The sequence below is a fragment of the Streptomyces sp. NPDC085481 genome (assembly GCF_044541845.1).
Lineage (GTDB): Bacteria > Actinomycetota > Actinomycetes > Streptomycetales > Streptomycetaceae > Streptomyces.
In genome coordinates, this window is sequence record NZ_JBITTJ010000018.1 from 60,007 (window position 1) to 73,613 (window position 13,607).

General features: G+C 69.8%; 14 protein-coding genes and 1 pseudogene. 7 read left to right on the forward strand and 8 right to left on the reverse strand.

Annotated features, from left to right (window positions below):
• Positions 1–53: 53 nt before the first annotated feature.
• Positions 54–1,433 carry an aspartate aminotransferase family protein gene (locus tag ACIGEZ_RS30285; RefSeq protein WP_399837316.1) on the reverse strand — a complete coding sequence of 460 codons (1,380 nt, stop codon included), beginning with the start codon at positions 1,431–1,433 and terminating at the stop codon, positions 54–56.
• Positions 1,418–1,909: an Lrp/AsnC family transcriptional regulator gene (locus tag ACIGEZ_RS30290; RefSeq protein ID WP_384883078.1), complete on the reverse strand. Its 492-nt coding sequence runs from the start codon at positions 1,907–1,909 to the stop codon at positions 1,418–1,420. Before ACIGEZ_RS30290 ends, ACIGEZ_RS30285 begins: the two co-directional genes overlap by 16 nt.
• A gap of 205 nt (positions 1,910–2,114) precedes the next feature.
• Here ACIGEZ_RS30290 and ACIGEZ_RS30295 point away from each other — a divergent pair, with 205 nt between their 5' ends.
• The 4 genes from ACIGEZ_RS30295 to ACIGEZ_RS30310 all read left to right on the forward strand — a co-directional run bounded on the left by ACIGEZ_RS30295 (position 2,115) and on the right by ACIGEZ_RS30310 (position 6,001).
• On the forward strand, positions 2,115–3,551 hold the full coding sequence (locus ACIGEZ_RS30295; RefSeq protein WP_399837319.1) for a gamma-aminobutyraldehyde dehydrogenase: 1,437 nt from the start codon (positions 2,115–2,117) through the stop codon (positions 3,549–3,551).
• A 153-nt stretch (positions 3,552–3,704) separates the two neighbouring features.
• Positions 3,705–4,868, forward strand: coding sequence for a PotD/PotF family extracellular solute-binding protein (locus tag ACIGEZ_RS30300; RefSeq protein ID WP_399837321.1), 1,164 nt, complete (start codon positions 3,705–3,707; stop codon positions 4,866–4,868).
• Between the two features lie 11 nt (positions 4,869–4,879).
• Complete coding sequence (locus tag ACIGEZ_RS30305) at positions 4,880–5,416, forward strand: HXXEE domain-containing protein (RefSeq protein WP_399837323.1); 537 nt, start codon at positions 4,880–4,882, stop codon at positions 5,414–5,416.
• A gap of 30 nt (positions 5,417–5,446) precedes the next feature.
• Positions 5,447–6,001: a hypothetical protein gene (locus ACIGEZ_RS30310; protein ID WP_399837326.1), complete on the forward strand. Its 555-nt coding sequence runs from the start codon at positions 5,447–5,449 to the stop codon at positions 5,999–6,001.
• On the opposite strand, the pseudogene ACIGEZ_RS30315 reads toward ACIGEZ_RS30310, so the two are convergent.
• The 5 genes and pseudogenes from ACIGEZ_RS30315 to ACIGEZ_RS30335 form a co-directional block, all read right to left on the reverse strand.
• Positions 5,967–6,497: pseudogene (locus tag ACIGEZ_RS30315) on the reverse strand (serine hydrolase); the annotation flags it as partial. The gene ACIGEZ_RS30310 and the pseudogene ACIGEZ_RS30315 sit on opposite strands and share 35 nt — an antisense overlap.
• A 3-nt stretch (positions 6,498–6,500) precedes the next feature.
• A complete protein-coding gene (locus ACIGEZ_RS30320) occupies positions 6,501–6,698 on the reverse strand; it encodes a hypothetical protein (RefSeq protein WP_399837328.1) in 198 nt (65 codons plus the stop codon).
• A 65-nt stretch (positions 6,699–6,763) separates the two neighbouring features.
• Positions 6,764–7,543, reverse strand: coding sequence for an SAM-dependent methyltransferase (locus ACIGEZ_RS30325; RefSeq protein ID WP_399837331.1), 780 nt, complete (start codon positions 7,541–7,543; stop codon positions 6,764–6,766).
• On the reverse strand, positions 7,540–8,229 hold the full coding sequence (locus ACIGEZ_RS30330; RefSeq protein WP_399837335.1) for a glycerophosphodiester phosphodiesterase: 690 nt from the start codon (positions 8,227–8,229) through the stop codon (positions 7,540–7,542). Before ACIGEZ_RS30330 ends, ACIGEZ_RS30325 begins: the two co-directional genes overlap by 4 nt.
• Before the next feature lie 19 nt (positions 8,230–8,248).
• Complete coding sequence (locus ACIGEZ_RS30335; RefSeq protein WP_399837337.1) at positions 8,249–9,274, reverse strand: adenosine deaminase; 1,026 nt, start codon at positions 9,272–9,274, stop codon at positions 8,249–8,251.
• Positions 9,275–9,349: 75 nt separating this feature from the next.
• On the opposite strand from ACIGEZ_RS30335, the gene ACIGEZ_RS30340 reads away from it, so the two are divergent.
• Positions 9,350–9,973 (forward strand): DUF4190 domain-containing protein, encoded by a 624-nt coding sequence (locus tag ACIGEZ_RS30340; protein WP_399837340.1) that lies wholly within the window; start codon positions 9,350–9,352, stop codon positions 9,971–9,973.
• A gap of 81 nt (positions 9,974–10,054) precedes the next feature.
• On the opposite strand, the gene ACIGEZ_RS30345 is transcribed toward ACIGEZ_RS30340, so the two are convergent.
• Positions 10,055–10,606, reverse strand: a complete 552-nt coding sequence (locus ACIGEZ_RS30345; RefSeq protein ID WP_399837343.1) for an NADAR family protein — start codon at positions 10,604–10,606, stop codon at positions 10,055–10,057.
• 175 nt (positions 10,607–10,781) lie between these two features.
• Here ACIGEZ_RS30345 and ACIGEZ_RS30350 point away from each other — a divergent pair, with 175 nt between their 5' ends.
• On the forward strand, positions 10,782–12,296 hold the full coding sequence (locus tag ACIGEZ_RS30350) for a gamma-aminobutyraldehyde dehydrogenase (RefSeq protein ID WP_399837345.1): 1,515 nt from the start codon (positions 10,782–10,784) through the stop codon (positions 12,294–12,296).
• Positions 12,297–12,325: 29 nt separating this feature from the next.
• Positions 12,326–13,573 (forward strand): PotD/PotF family extracellular solute-binding protein, encoded by a 1,248-nt coding sequence (locus tag ACIGEZ_RS30355; RefSeq protein ID WP_399837347.1) that lies wholly within the window; start codon positions 12,326–12,328, stop codon positions 13,571–13,573.
• The last annotated feature ends 34 nt before the right edge of the window (positions 13,574–13,607 follow it).

Below are 13,607 nucleotides of genomic sequence, written 5' to 3' on the forward strand. Positions count from 1 at the left end.
GGGCCGGGGTCACGCCGTGAGGGCGGCGTGAGGTCATGCGGGGGGACGAAGGATCAGAGCTTCGTCCACGCCTCGGTCAGGGTGGCGCGCAGGATCCCCTCGATCTCGTCGAACGTCGACTGGTCCGAGATCAGCGGCGGGGCCAGCTGGATGACCGGGTCGCCACGGTCGTCGGCGCGGCAGTACAGGCCGTTGTCGAACAGCGCCTTCGAGAGGAAGCCGTACAGGACGCGCTCGGTCTCCTCGTCGTTGAAGGACTCCTTGGTGGCCTTGTCCTTGACGAGCTCGATGCCGTAGAAGAAGCCGTTGCCGCGGACGTCGCCGACGATCGGCAGGTCGTGCAGCTTCTGCAGGGTCGACAGGAAGTTGCCCTCGTTGTCGAGCACGTGCTGGTTCAGCTTCTCCTTCTCGAAGATGTCGAGGTTGGCGAGGCCGACGGCCGCGGAGACCGGGTGGCCGCCGAAGGTGTAGCCGTGCAGGAAGGTGTTGTCGCCCTTGTAGAACGGCTCGGCGAGCCGGTCGGAGACGATGCAGGCGCCGATCGGGGAGTAGCCCGAGGTCATGCCCTTCGCGCAGGTGATCATGTCCGGCACGTAGCCGAACTTGTCGCAGGCGAAGGTGGTGCCGAGGCGGCCGAAGGCGCAGATGACCTCGTCGGAGACGAGCAGCACGTCGTACTGGTCACAGATCTCGCGGACCCGCTGGAAGTACCCGGGCGGCGGCGGGAAGCAGCCGCCGGCGTTCTGCACCGGCTCCAGGAAGACGGCGGCGACGGTGTCGGGGCCCTCGAAGAGGATCTCCTGCTCGATCTGGTCGGCGGCCCAGCGGCCGAAGGCCTCGGGGTCGTCGCCGTAGATCGGGGCGCGGTAGATGTTGGTGTTCGGCACCTTGTGCGCGCCGGGGACCAGCGGCTCGAAGGGGGCCTTCAGGCCGGGCAGGCCGGTGATGGACAGGGCGCCCTGCGGGGTGCCGTGGTAGGCGACCGCGCGGGAGATGACCTTGTACTTGGTGGGCTTGCCGACCAGCTTGAAGTACTGCTTGGCGAGCTTCCAGGCGGTCTCGACGGCCTCGCCGCCACCGGTGGTGAAGAAGACCTTGTTGAGGTCGCCCGGGGCTTCGTTGGCGAGGCGCTCGGCCAGCTCGACGGCCTTGGGGTGGGCGTAGGACCACACCGGGAAGAAGGCGAGCTCCTTGGCCTGCTTGGCGGCCGTCTCGGCGAGCTCGGTACGGCCGTGTCCGGCCTGCACCACGAACAGGCCGGCGAGGCCGTCGAGGTACTTCCTGCCCTTGTCGTCGTAGATGTAGGTGCCCTCACCGCGGACGATGGTGGGGACGGGGTTGTTCTCGTACGACGACATGCGGGTGAAGTGCATCCACAGGTGGTCGTAGGCGGTTTTCGAGAGGTCCTTGCTCACGGCTATCGGGTTCCCCACATATAGGTCTGCTTCTTGAGCTTCAGGTAGACGAAGCTCTCGGTGGAGCGCACCCCGGGGAGGGTGCGGATGCGCTTGTTGATCACATCCAGGAGGTGGTCGTCGTCCTCGCAGACGACCTCCACCATGAGGTCGAACGAGCCCGCGGTCATCACCACGTACTCGCATTCGGCCATGGCGGTCAGTGCCTCCGCAACCGGATCCAGGTCGCCCTCGACGTTGATGCCGACCATCGCCTGCCGCCGGAATCCCACGGTGAGCGGGTCGGTGACGGCGACGATCTGCATGACGCCCTGGTCGAGCAGCTTCTGGACGCGCTGTCGTACGGCGGCTTCGGAGAGGCCGACGGCCTTGCCGATGGCGGCGTAGGGACGGCGGCCGTCCTCCTGGAGCTGTTCGATGATCGCCAGGGAGACGGCATCGATCGTCGGGGAGGAACCGGTTCCGGTTCTCGGGTCTGTGCTTCGACTGGCCACGACCTCACTGTGCACCGAACCTCGTCGGTCTGGCAACCCCAGAGTGATGAAATCCGTTGTTCTTGGCGCCGAATCTCACTGAATCCGAAGTTGCGGGGGGTCAGGCCTGTTGAAAGCGTCGGTGGACCGACTAGGCTGAGGTGTCTCGCCCATCGGGACACCGCACGACGGAGTGCGGGTCAGAACGTGACAGGAGGGGTGGCAAGTGACCACCGAGCTGCGCCGGCTGCGCAACTACATCAACGGGGAGTTCCGGGACGCGGCCGACGGCCGCACGATCGACGTGATCAACCCGGCCACCGGTGAGGTGTACGCCACCTCCCCGCTGTCCGGCCAGGCCGACGTCGACGCCGCCATGGAGGCTGCCGCGGCCGCCTTCCCCGCCTGGCGTGACACCACGCCCGCCGAGCGTCAGAAGGTCCTCCTGAAGATCGCGGACGCGTTCGAGGAGCGCGCCGAGGACCTGATCGCCGCCGAGGTCGAGAACACCGGCAAGCCGGTCGCCCTCACCGCGAGCGAAGAGGTTCCGCCGATGGTGGACCAGATCCGCTTCTTCGCGGGTGCCGCCCGCATGCTCGAAGGCCGCTCGGCCGGCGAGTACATGGAGGGCATGACCTCGATCATCCGCCGCGAGCCGGTGGGCGTCTGCGCCCAGGTCGCGCCGTGGAACTACCCGATGATGATGGCCGTGTGGAAGTTCGCCCCGGCCCTCGCCGCGGGCAACACGGTCGTCCTCAAGCCCTCGGACACCACGCCCGCGTCGACCGTCCTCATGGCCGAGATCATCGGCCAGATCGTCCCCAAGGGTGTCTTCAACGTCATCTGCGGCGACCGCGACACCGGCAAGGCCATGGTGGAGCACCCGACCCCGGCGATGGCCTCCATCACCGGTTCGGTACGCGCCGGCATGCAGGTCGCCGAGTCGGCGGCCAAGGACGTCAAGCGCGTCCACCTGGAGCTGGGCGGCAAGGCCCCGGTCGTCGTCTTCGAGGACACCGACATCGACAAGGCCGTCGAGGACATCTCCGTGGCCGGCTTCTTCAACGCGGGCCAGGACTGTACGGCTGCGACCCGCGTCCTGGTCCACGAGTCCATCCACGACGAGTTCGTCGCCGCCCTCGCCAAGGCCGCCGGCGAGACCAAGACCGGTCAGCCGGACGACGAGGACGTGCTGTACGGCCCGCTGAACAACGCCAACCAGCTGAACCAGGTCACCGGCTTCATCGACCGCCTCCCGGCCCACGCCAAGGTCGAGTCCGGCGGCCACCGGGTCGGCGACAAGGGCTACTTCTACGCCCCGACCGTCGTCTCCGGCCTGAAGCAGGACGACGAGATCATCCAGAACGAGGTCTTCGGCCCGGTCATCACGGTCCAGTCCTTCACCGACGAGGCCCAGGCCCTGCAGTACGCCAACGGCGTCGAGTACGCCCTGGCCTCCTCCGTCTGGACCAAGGACCACGCCCGCGCGATGCGCATGTCCAAGGCCCTCGACTTCGGCTGTGTGTGGATCAACACCCACATCCCGCTGGTCGCCGAGATGCCCCACGGCGGCTTCAAGAAGTCCGGCTACGGCAAGGACCTGTCGGCGTACGGCTTCGACGACTACACGCGCATCAAGCACGTGATGACGTCCCTGGGCTGATCCCCCGGACCCGCGACGCGGCCCCGGCACCTTGATCGACAGGGTGTCGGGGCCGCGCCGTTCGAGTCGACGGAATGTGCATTGCCGGCCGCCGCCGCGTCCCGCGATGCTGCACGGGTGACAGCGAAAGCCAGACTCAGCGCCAGGAACCACGTGTCCCGCCGTGCCCTGCTGCGCGGGATCGGCGGCACCGGCGCCGCTGCCCTCCTCGCCGGGTGCGGGGTGCCGGCCGCGTACGTCGAGCCGGAGGACCGGGCCGGGCGGGACCTGTCCGCGCGGGACCGGTCGCTGCACTTCGCGAACTGGCCGCTCTACATCGACACCGATGACGACGACGCCTCGAAGCGGCCCACCCTCGACGCCTTCGCGAAGCGCACCGGGATCTCCGTGCGCTACACGGAGGAGATCAACGACAACGACGAGTTCTTCGGCAAGATCAGCCCGGCCCTGATGAACCACCAGGAGACCGGCCGCGACCTGGTCGTGATCAGCGACTGGATGGCCGCGCGCTTCGTCCGGCTCGGCTGGGTGCAGGAGATGGACCGGGCCAAGCAGCCCAACGTCGCCAGGTACCTGGACCCGCTGCTGCGCTCGCCCGCCTTCGACCAGGGGCGGCGGCACGCGGTGCCCTGGCAGTCCGGGATCACCGGCATCGCGTACAACCGCAGGAAGCTCGGCCGGGAGATCCGGTCGACCAAGGACCTGTGGGCCGCCGACCTGCGCGGGAAGGTCACCCTGCTCTCCGGTCTCGACGAGTCGTTCTCGCTGCTGATGCAGGGCAACGACGTCGACGTCACCCGCTGGACCGCGGACGACTTCCACGCCCTGTGCGAGCAGATCGAGGGCCTGGTCCGCACGAAGCACATCCGGCGCTTCACCGGCAACGACTACATCAAGGACCTGTCCACCGGCGACGTCCTCGCCTGCCAGGCCTACTCCGGAGACGTCATCCAGCTCCAGGCCGACAACCCGGACATCGAGTTCGTCGTGCCCGAGGAGGGCGCCGAGCTGTGGGCCGAGTCCCTGATGATCCCCAACCTGGCCCGGCACAAGACCAGTGCCGAACAGCTCGTGGACTACTACTACGAGCCCGAGGTCGCCGCCGAACTCGCCGCCTGGGTCAACTACGTCTGCCCGGTCCCCGCCGCCCGCGACATCCTCGCCGACTCCGACGACGAGGAGCTGGCGGCGCTCGCCGAGGACCCGCTGATCTTCCCCGACGACGCGATGCGGTCCCGCCTCGCGATCGCCCGGGACATCACCTCCGAGGAGCGCACCGAGTTCGCCAAGCGGTGGAACTCGATCGTCGGTCTGTGAGTTTCCGGGGTATGGAGAGGATCGACAACCCCCTCAATCCGATGGTGACTTACGGGCTGTTCGCCGCGTGGGCGCTGCACGACGCCGAGGAGGTCGCCTTCGGGCCGCGCTGGCTGCGGGAGAACTTTCCGGAGCTGCGGGAGCGCTTCCCCGGCGTGCCGGAGACGGTGTGGAAGGCTGCGGGCTCGGTCGACGAGCGGGAGTTCCGTGCCGCCGTCGCCGTGATGGCGGCGATCGTCGGCTCCGCCGCCGTGGCCGGCGCGCGCTCCGGCGGCCGGTCCGCCTTCTACCAGGGCGCGTTGAACGGCTTCGGGCTGCACGGCCTGGTCCATCTCGCGCAGGCCGCCGCCGTCCGCGGGGTGACCCCCGGCTCGGTCACCTCGCCGCTCCTCGTCATCCCCTTCACCGTGTGGGCGCGCGGCCGGCTGCGGCGGGCCGGAGTGCTGCGGCCCACGCGGGGCAGGGACGTGCTGACGGGGCTCGCGGTGGCGGCGGGGGCGACGGTGGTCGCGCATGCCGTCGGGCGCCGGTTGGCCCCCCATTTTTGAACGCGTTCATGGGGGGCGTACGCTGCCCTCATGAGCGACACGAACGGGCCCAGAGCCCTCCTCAAGCGCATCCGCGTCTGGCTGGTCGTCTTCATCGTCTGTCTGGTCCTCAGCGGGGCCACCGCCTTCCCGCTCGTCACCGAACTCCGCCTCGTCGACGAGGCACTGGGGTCCTGGGCCTCGCCCCTCGGCGAGACCTTCCCCGGCCTCGCCGAATGGATCGCGCGGGTACGGACCGGGGTCGAGGGCGCCGACGCCCGGGCCCCGTACCTCCTCTACGGCACCGACTGGCTGGCCTTCGCCCACCTCGTCATCGCCGTCGCCTTCTACGGGCCCTACCGCGACCCCGTCCGCAACATCTGGGTGATCGACTTCGGCATGATCGCCTGCGCCGGCATCATCCCGCTCGCCCTGGTCTGCGGGCCGATCCGCGGCATCCCCTTCTGGTGGTCGGTGATCGACATGTCGTTCGGCGTCATCGGGATCCTCCCGCTGCTCGCCGTACGCCGTCTGATCAAGCGACTCGAAGCCCTGCAGGCCGCCCCGGCCCTCACTTCGACGGCGGCCCGTACGTCGCCAGCATGAGGTTCAGCGCCACCTTGTTCATGTCCTGGCCCTTGGCGTCGGTGGAGTTGACGCTGTAGACCAGCGTCCGCTCACCGTGGCGGGTCGAGGCGATGGCCGCGTTGTAGCCCCAGCGGCCACCCGTCTTGCCCCACACCTCGCGCCCGCCGAGCTTCTTCATCGACAGACCGACGGAGTACGCGGCCGGGTCCCCGGTCCTGAAGTCCGCCACCTTCGGCAGCGTGAACATCTCCTCCAGGAGCGGTCCTCGCACCACCCGGCCCGCGAACAGGGCGTTCGTGAAGCGCTCCAGGTCCGCGGTGGTGGAGATCAGGTCCCCGGCCGCCCAGCCGTCAGTCGTCCCCCAGACGGTGACGTCCCGCAGACCGGTCGTCCCGTCGTCCAGCCCCATCCACTGGTAGCCGTGGTTGTGCCGGCCCTCGATACGGGGGCTCCTGCCGGGGAAGTAGGTGTCGCGCAGCCCGAGCGGACGCAGGACACGGGCGCTCACACGCCGGGATCAGCTCCGGGAGGTACGAGCGGTCGCCATGATCGCGAGCAGCACGGCCATCGGGGCCCGCCGCCACACCAGGGGGACGACGGTCAGGGAGGTCAGCGCGTACGCGGGCCAGGTCGCCGGCTCCAGGTCGGGCGGGCGCGGCACCACGAACGGCATCGTCATCGCCGCCTGCACGAGCAGCGCGATCCCGATGTCCACGGCCCACGGGTTGGCGGCGCTCCACCGGCGGACCTCCCGTATCCCCCCTATCCCCCCTCTCCGCATTACGGCTTGCGGCCCACCGCACCGAACTGCGCCACCGCGGCCGCCTCCGGCGTACGCCAGCGGGAGCACGACACGATCCCCGGCTCCAGGAGCTCGAGGCCCGTCAGGAAGGAGGCGAACTCCTCCCGGCTGCGCGCGGTGATCGGCGGCGTGGCGTTGGCGTTCCAGAACTCCATCGCCGCCACGTTGCCCTCGCCGCCGAGCTCCGGGTCGAAGGTCGGATGGGTCAGGACCAGATAGCTGCCCGAGGGCACCGCGTCCATCACCGTACGGACGATCGACCGCGCCTCGTCCGCGTCGAGGACGAAGTTGAGGATGCCCAGCATCAGCACGGCGACCGGCCGCGAGAGGTCGAGCGTCGCCTCGGCCGCCTCGAGGATCTTCCCCGGGTCGTGCGCGTCGGCGTCCACGTACTCCGTGACGCCCTCCGGAGAGCTGGTGAGCAGCGCCCGGGCGTGGGTGAGGACGATCGGGTCGTTGTCGACGTAGACGACCCGGGACTCCGGCGCCACCCGCTGGGCGACCTCGTGGGTGTTGTCGGCGGTCGGCAGGCCGGTGCCGATGTCGAGGAACTGGCGCACCCCCGCCTCCGCGGCGAGGTGGGTCACCGCCCGGCCGAGGAACGCCCGGTCCGCGCGCGCCACTTCGCCGATGCTCGGGTGGAAGGACGTCACCTGGTCGCCGACGGCCCGGTCCACCGGGTAGTTGTCCTTGCCGCCGAGCCAGTAGTTCCACACGCGCGCGTTGTGCGCGATGTCGGTGCGGATCCTGTCGTTCATTCACGGCCCTTTCGCAGTACGGCGGCCAGCGCGTCGACCCGGTTGGTGGTGATCGAGTCGACCCCGTTGCGGATCAGCTTACGCATGCTCCAGGTGGTGTCCGCGGTCCACGCCGACACGAGCAGACCGTCCCGGTGCACCCGCTCGACCAGCTCCCGACTCGCCAGCCCGAAGCGGTAGTTGAGCCACTTCGGGCGCACCGCGTCGAGCAGGGTGCGGCGCGGTGGTGCCAGGGTGTTCCAGGTCAGCGCGATCTCCGCGGCCGGGTCGGCGGCCCGCACCTGCAGCATGGCGACGGCCCCCGCGCAGTAGTAGACGCGCTCGCCGGCCCCGCACTCGCGGACCGTGCCGACGATCGTGCGCACCGAGCGCTCGTCGCCGCCGGGCAGATCGAGCATCACGGGGTGCGCCCCGGCGGCGATCAGCGCCTCCCGGAGCGTGGGCACCCCGTCGTAGGTCACCTCCCGCAGCTCTTCGAGCGTCATGGAGGCGAGCGGCCGGTCGAATCCCCAGAGCCGCTTCAGGGTGTCGTCGTGCAGCAGGACGGGGACGCCGTCCTCGGTGAGGCGGACGTCGACCTCCACCGCGTCCGCGCCCCGGTCGAACGCCGAGACGATCGACGGGACGGTGTTCTCGCGGACGCGGTAGGGGTCGCCGCGGTGGCCTACGACAGTGACGGGGTCCATGCCCCCATTCTCCCGGCCGTCAGCGCGCCAGCCACTGCTCCGTGTACGTGTCGATCTCCTCGGCGATACGGGCCTTGCCGGCCGCGTCCAGGAACGAGGCCTCCACCGCGTTCTTGGCGAGGGCCGCGAGACCGCGCTCGTCCAGGTCGAGCAGGCGGGCGGCGACGGCGTACTCGTTGTTGAGGTCCGTGCCGAACATCGGCGGGTCGTCGCTGTTGATGGTCACGAGGACACCCGCGTCCACCATCTGCCGGATCGGGTGGTCCTCCATGCGCTCCACCGCCCGCGTGGCGATGTTCGAGGTCGGGCAGACCTCCAGGGCGATCCGGTGCTCGGCCAGGTGCTTCAGGAGCGCGGGATCCCGTACGGAGCTGGTGCCGTGACCGATGCGCTCCGCGCCCAGCTCGTTCAGGGCGTCCCACACGGTCTCCGGGCCGGTGGTCTCGCCGGCGTGCGGCACCGAGCGCAGACCGGCCGCGATGGCCCGGTCGAAGTACGGCTTGAACTGGGGCCGCGGCACACCGATCTCCGGGCCGCCGAGACCGAACGACACCAGGCCCTCGGGCCGCAGCTCCACCGCGAGGCGCGCCGTCTCCTCGGCCGCCTCCAGACCGGCCTCGCCGGGGATGTCGAAGCACCAGCGGAGGATCACGCCGAGCTCGGCCTCGGCGGCCTTGCGGGCGTCCTCGATGGCGGCCATGAACGCGCGCTCGTCGATGCCGCGACGGGTCGAGCTGTACGGCGTGATGGTCAGCTCGGCGTAGCGGATGTTCTGCCGGGCCATGTCGCGGGCGACCTCGAAGGTCAGCAGGCGCACGTCCTCAGGGGTGCGGACCAGGTCCACGACGGACAGGTACACCTCGATGAAGTGCGCGAAGTCCGTGAAGGTGAAGTAGTCGCTCAGCGCCTCCGGGTCCGTCGGAACCTTGGAGTCCGGGTGGCGGGCGGCCAGCTCGGCGACGATGCGGGGCGAGGCGGAACCCACGTGGTGGACGTGCAGCTCGGCCTTGGGGAGGCCGGCGATGAAGGAATGCAGGTCGGTCATCCGGTCATCGTAGGCCGGGCCGTTCCCCCGGAAGTGCGAGGTCGTAGCATGGCGTGACCACGATGGGGGAGGCCCATGTCCGAGAACAGCGACCAGCCGGTGGACCCGTGGGCTCCGCCGAACCACGACGGCGTCGAACTGAGCAAGCCGGCGACGCCGCCGGTGCACGACCAGCCGCCGGTGCACGACCAGATGACGGTCACGTCCATGCCGAGCGCGGAGGTTCCGCCGCCGCCGGTCGCGCCGGGCGGCGCGTACGGCTACCCGACGCCCGCCCCCGCCCCGCCGGCCGCCGCGGCCACGCCGTCGTACGGCTACCCCGCGGCGCCCTCGTACCCGGGCTACGGAGCGGGTTACGGGGGCCAGCCGGGCTGGCAGCAGTCCCCGTCCAACGGCATGGGCATCGCTGCGATGGTGCTCGGCATCGTCGCGGTGGTCGGCTTCTGCCTGTACGGCCTGGGGGCGATCCTCGGCATCCTGGCGCTGATCTTCGGCGTCATCGGCCTGAAGAAGGCGAACAGGGGTGAGGCGACGAACCGGGGGATGGCGATCGCCGGGATCGTGCTCGGTGCGATCGGCACGCTCGTGAGCGCGGTCTTCCTGGGCTTCATCATCTGGGCCATCGCCCAGGACCCGGACGCCTTCGAGGACTCGGAAGACCCCTGGGCGACGTCCCTGGTCGTCGACGCGCGCCACTGACGCAGCAGGCGCTTCTGGGACCCGCCGCCGGCCTCTGCCGCCGGCGGGTTCACCACCCCGCAGTGAACGCACGCCGTGAGGTCACGCCCGCCCCGTCAGCTCCGCTCGCGCCCCCATCAGGGCGAAGCCCAGGAGGTTAAGGCCCCGCCAGCGGTCGGGGTCCTTCGCCCGCGGGTCGTCCGCGGCCAGGCCGATGCCCCAGATGCGGTCCAGGGGGCTCGCCTCCACCAGGACGCGGGAGCCCGTGCCCGCCAGGAAGCCCCGTAGCGCGTCGTCCGAGGCGAATTTGTGGACGCTGCCCCTGACCACGATGCCGAAGCGCTCCCGCTCCCACACCGCGTCGTCGAAGCCCCGCACCAGCCGCCCGGCCTTCTTCGCCGCCGCCGGTGACCCCGCTTCGAGGGCCGCGCGCTCGGCCTCCGCGTCCCCGAAGAGCCGCGCCTTCTCGGCCATCATCCAGTGCTCCGCCGTGGCGTACCGCACGCCCTCCACCACGAACGGTGACGGCCACCACTGGCTCAGACAGCTCGCCGAGAGCCGGCCGTCAGGGTGCGGACGGTGGCCCCAGAAGTGCAGCCATTTGATCCGCTCGCCACGCCTGACCTGCTCCTTCAGTCGTTCCAGATCGCTCATGCATGCCACTGTTTCAGTTGCCACGGACAGTCCGTACGGCAATTTCCCTCCGTCCTCGACACATGGTCGACCGATTCCGTCGCGTAACCAAAAGGCAACAACGGAATCACTTGTTGCACCAGTTTCCCTCTGTCAGGATCGGCACTCAATTCGAGCTGGAACAACGGAGAGCGTCATGGGCAACCGCTTCCAGGTGACCGACCGCTTCGCGGACGGCGCGCAGTACATCGGCGGACGGCTCCGCGCCGGGACCTCCGGCCAGGAACACCGCGTGATCGATCCGGCGACCGGGGAGAGCGTGTACTCCTACACCCTCGCCTCCACCGCCGACGTCGACGAGGCCGTCGCCGCCGCCAAGGCCGCCTTCCCGGGCTGGGCGGGCGCCACCCCCGGCGAGCGCTCCGACGCCCTGCACCGGTTCGCCGGCGTCCTGGCCGAGTGGGCCGAGGACTTCGCCCGCGTCGAGTCCCTCCAGTGCGGCAAGCCGCTCAAGCTCACCACCGAGTTCGACGTGCCCGGCACCGTCGACAACACCGCGTTCTTCGCGGGGGCCGCCCGCCACCTCCAGGGCCAGTCCGCCGCCGAGTACAGCGGCGACCACACCTCGTACATCCGGCGCGAACCGATCGGTGTCGTCGGCTCCATCGCCCCCTGGAACTACCCGCTCCAGATGGCCGCGTGGAAGATCCTCCCGGCCATCGCCGCCGGCAACACGATCGTCCTGAAGCCCGCCGAGCTCACCCCGCTGACCTCCCTGATGTTCGCGCAGGCGGCGAAGGAGGCCGGCATCCCCGACGGTGTCGTGAACATCGTCAACGGCGCGGGCAGGACCGTCGGCGAACACCTCGTCGGCCACCCCGACGTCGTCATGACCTCCTTCACCGGCTCCACCCCCGTCGGCAAGCGGGTCGCCGAGATCGCCACCGCCACCGTGAAGCGCCTCCACCTCGAACTCGGCGGCAAGGCACCCTTCGTGGTCTTCGACGACGCCGACCTGGAGGCCGCCGCCCACGGTGCCGTCGCCGCCTCCCTCATCAACAGCGGCCAGGACTGCACGGCCGCCACCCGCGCGTACGTCCAGCGACCGCTCTTCGACGCGTTCGTCGCGCGCGTGGCCGAGCTGATGGAGACCGTCCGGCTCGGCGACCCCTTCGCGCCGACCACCGACCTCGGCCCGCTGATCAGTCACGCCCAGCGCGACCGGGTCGCCGCCTTCGTCGAGCGGGCCCGCGGCTACGCCACCGTCGTCACCGGCGGGGAAGCCCCTGGCGGAGACCTCAAGGACGGTGCGTACTATCGTCCGACCCTGATCACCGGTGCCGCGCAGGACAGCGAGGTCGTGCAGTCGGAGATCTTCGGTCCGGTCCTGGTGGCCCTGCCCTTCGACAGCGACGACGAGGGCATCCGGCTCGCCAACGACACCCCCTACGGCCTGGCCGCCTCGGCCTGGAGCCGGGACGTCTACCGGGCCAACCGCGCCACCCGGGAGATCAAGGCCGGCTGTGTCTGGGTCAACGACCACATCCCGATCATCAGCGAGATGCCCCACGGCGGCACCAAGGCATCGGGCTACGGGAAGGACATGTCGGCGTACTCCTTCGAGGAGTACACGCAGGTCAAGCACGTGATGTACGACAACACCGCGGTGGCCCGGAAGGACTGGCACCGCACGATCTTCGGAGACCGGTAGTCCTCCCCAACCCCCGAGAGGCACAGCGCATGGAGCAGTACGAGCCCGACAGCCTGTCCGCCGCGCAGCTGGCGGCGATACGTCGCAGCCTGACGAACGGCCGGGGCGCCCTCAGCCGCCGTTCGATGCTGCGCGCGGGTGGCGTCGGCGCGCTCACGGTCGGCGGATTCGCGTCCTTGAGCGCCTGTGGCATCCCGCCGGCCAAGCGGGAGGGCCAGGGGCCCGCCTCCACCGACGTCTCGGACAAGGAGAAGACCCTCGCCTTCTCCAACTGGACCGAGTACATGGACATCAGCGAGGACGAGAAGTCCCGCCCGACGCTGGAGGCGTTCACCAAGCGGACCGGGATCAAGGTCAAGTACACCGAGGACATCAACGACAACGTCGAGTTCTTCGGCAAGATCAAGCCGCAGCTCGCGGCCGGCCAGGACACCGGCCGCGACCTGATCTGCGTCACCGACTGGCTCGCCGCCCGCATCATCCGGCTCGGCTGGGCGCAGAAGCTGGACCCCTCGAACCTCCCGCACGCGTACGCGAACCTCTCCGCCCAGTTCCGCAGCCCCGACTGGGACCCCGGCCGCGCCTACTCGTACCCGTGGACCGGCATCTCCACGGTCATCGCGTACAACGTCAAGGCGACCGGCGGGAAGAAGGTCGACTCCGTCACCCAGCTCCTGGACGACCCCTCGCTCAGGGGCCGCGTCGGCTTCCTCACCGAGATGCGCGACTCCGTCGGCATGACCCTGCTCGACCTCGGCAAGGACCCGGGCGCCTTCACGGACGCCGACTACGACGCGGCGATCGGACGCCTCCAGAAGGGCGTCGACAAGAAGCAGATCCGCCGTTTCACCGGCAACGACTACACCTCCGACCTGGACAAGGGCGACATCGCCGCCTGCCTCGCCTGGGCCGGTGACATCATCCAGCTCCAGGCGGACAACCCGGACATCAGGTTCTCCATCCCGTCCGCCGGTTACATCACCTCAAGTGACAACCTGCTCGTTCCCGCCCAGGCCCGGCACAAGACGAACGCCGAGAAGCTCATCGACCACTACTACGAGCTTCCGAACGCCGCCCAGCTCGCCGCGTACATCAACTACGTGTGCCCCGTCGACGGGGTGAAGGACGAGCTCGCCAGGATCGACCCCGAACTCGCGAACAACACGCTGATCCTCCCGGACAAGGCCATGGCCAAGAAGTCGCACGCCTTCCGCTCGCTCACCAGCGCGGAGGAGACGGCGTACGAGGAGAAGTTCGCCAAGCTCATCGGCGCCTGAGGCCCCGCCGCCCACCTCTCTCACTCCCCTGGGA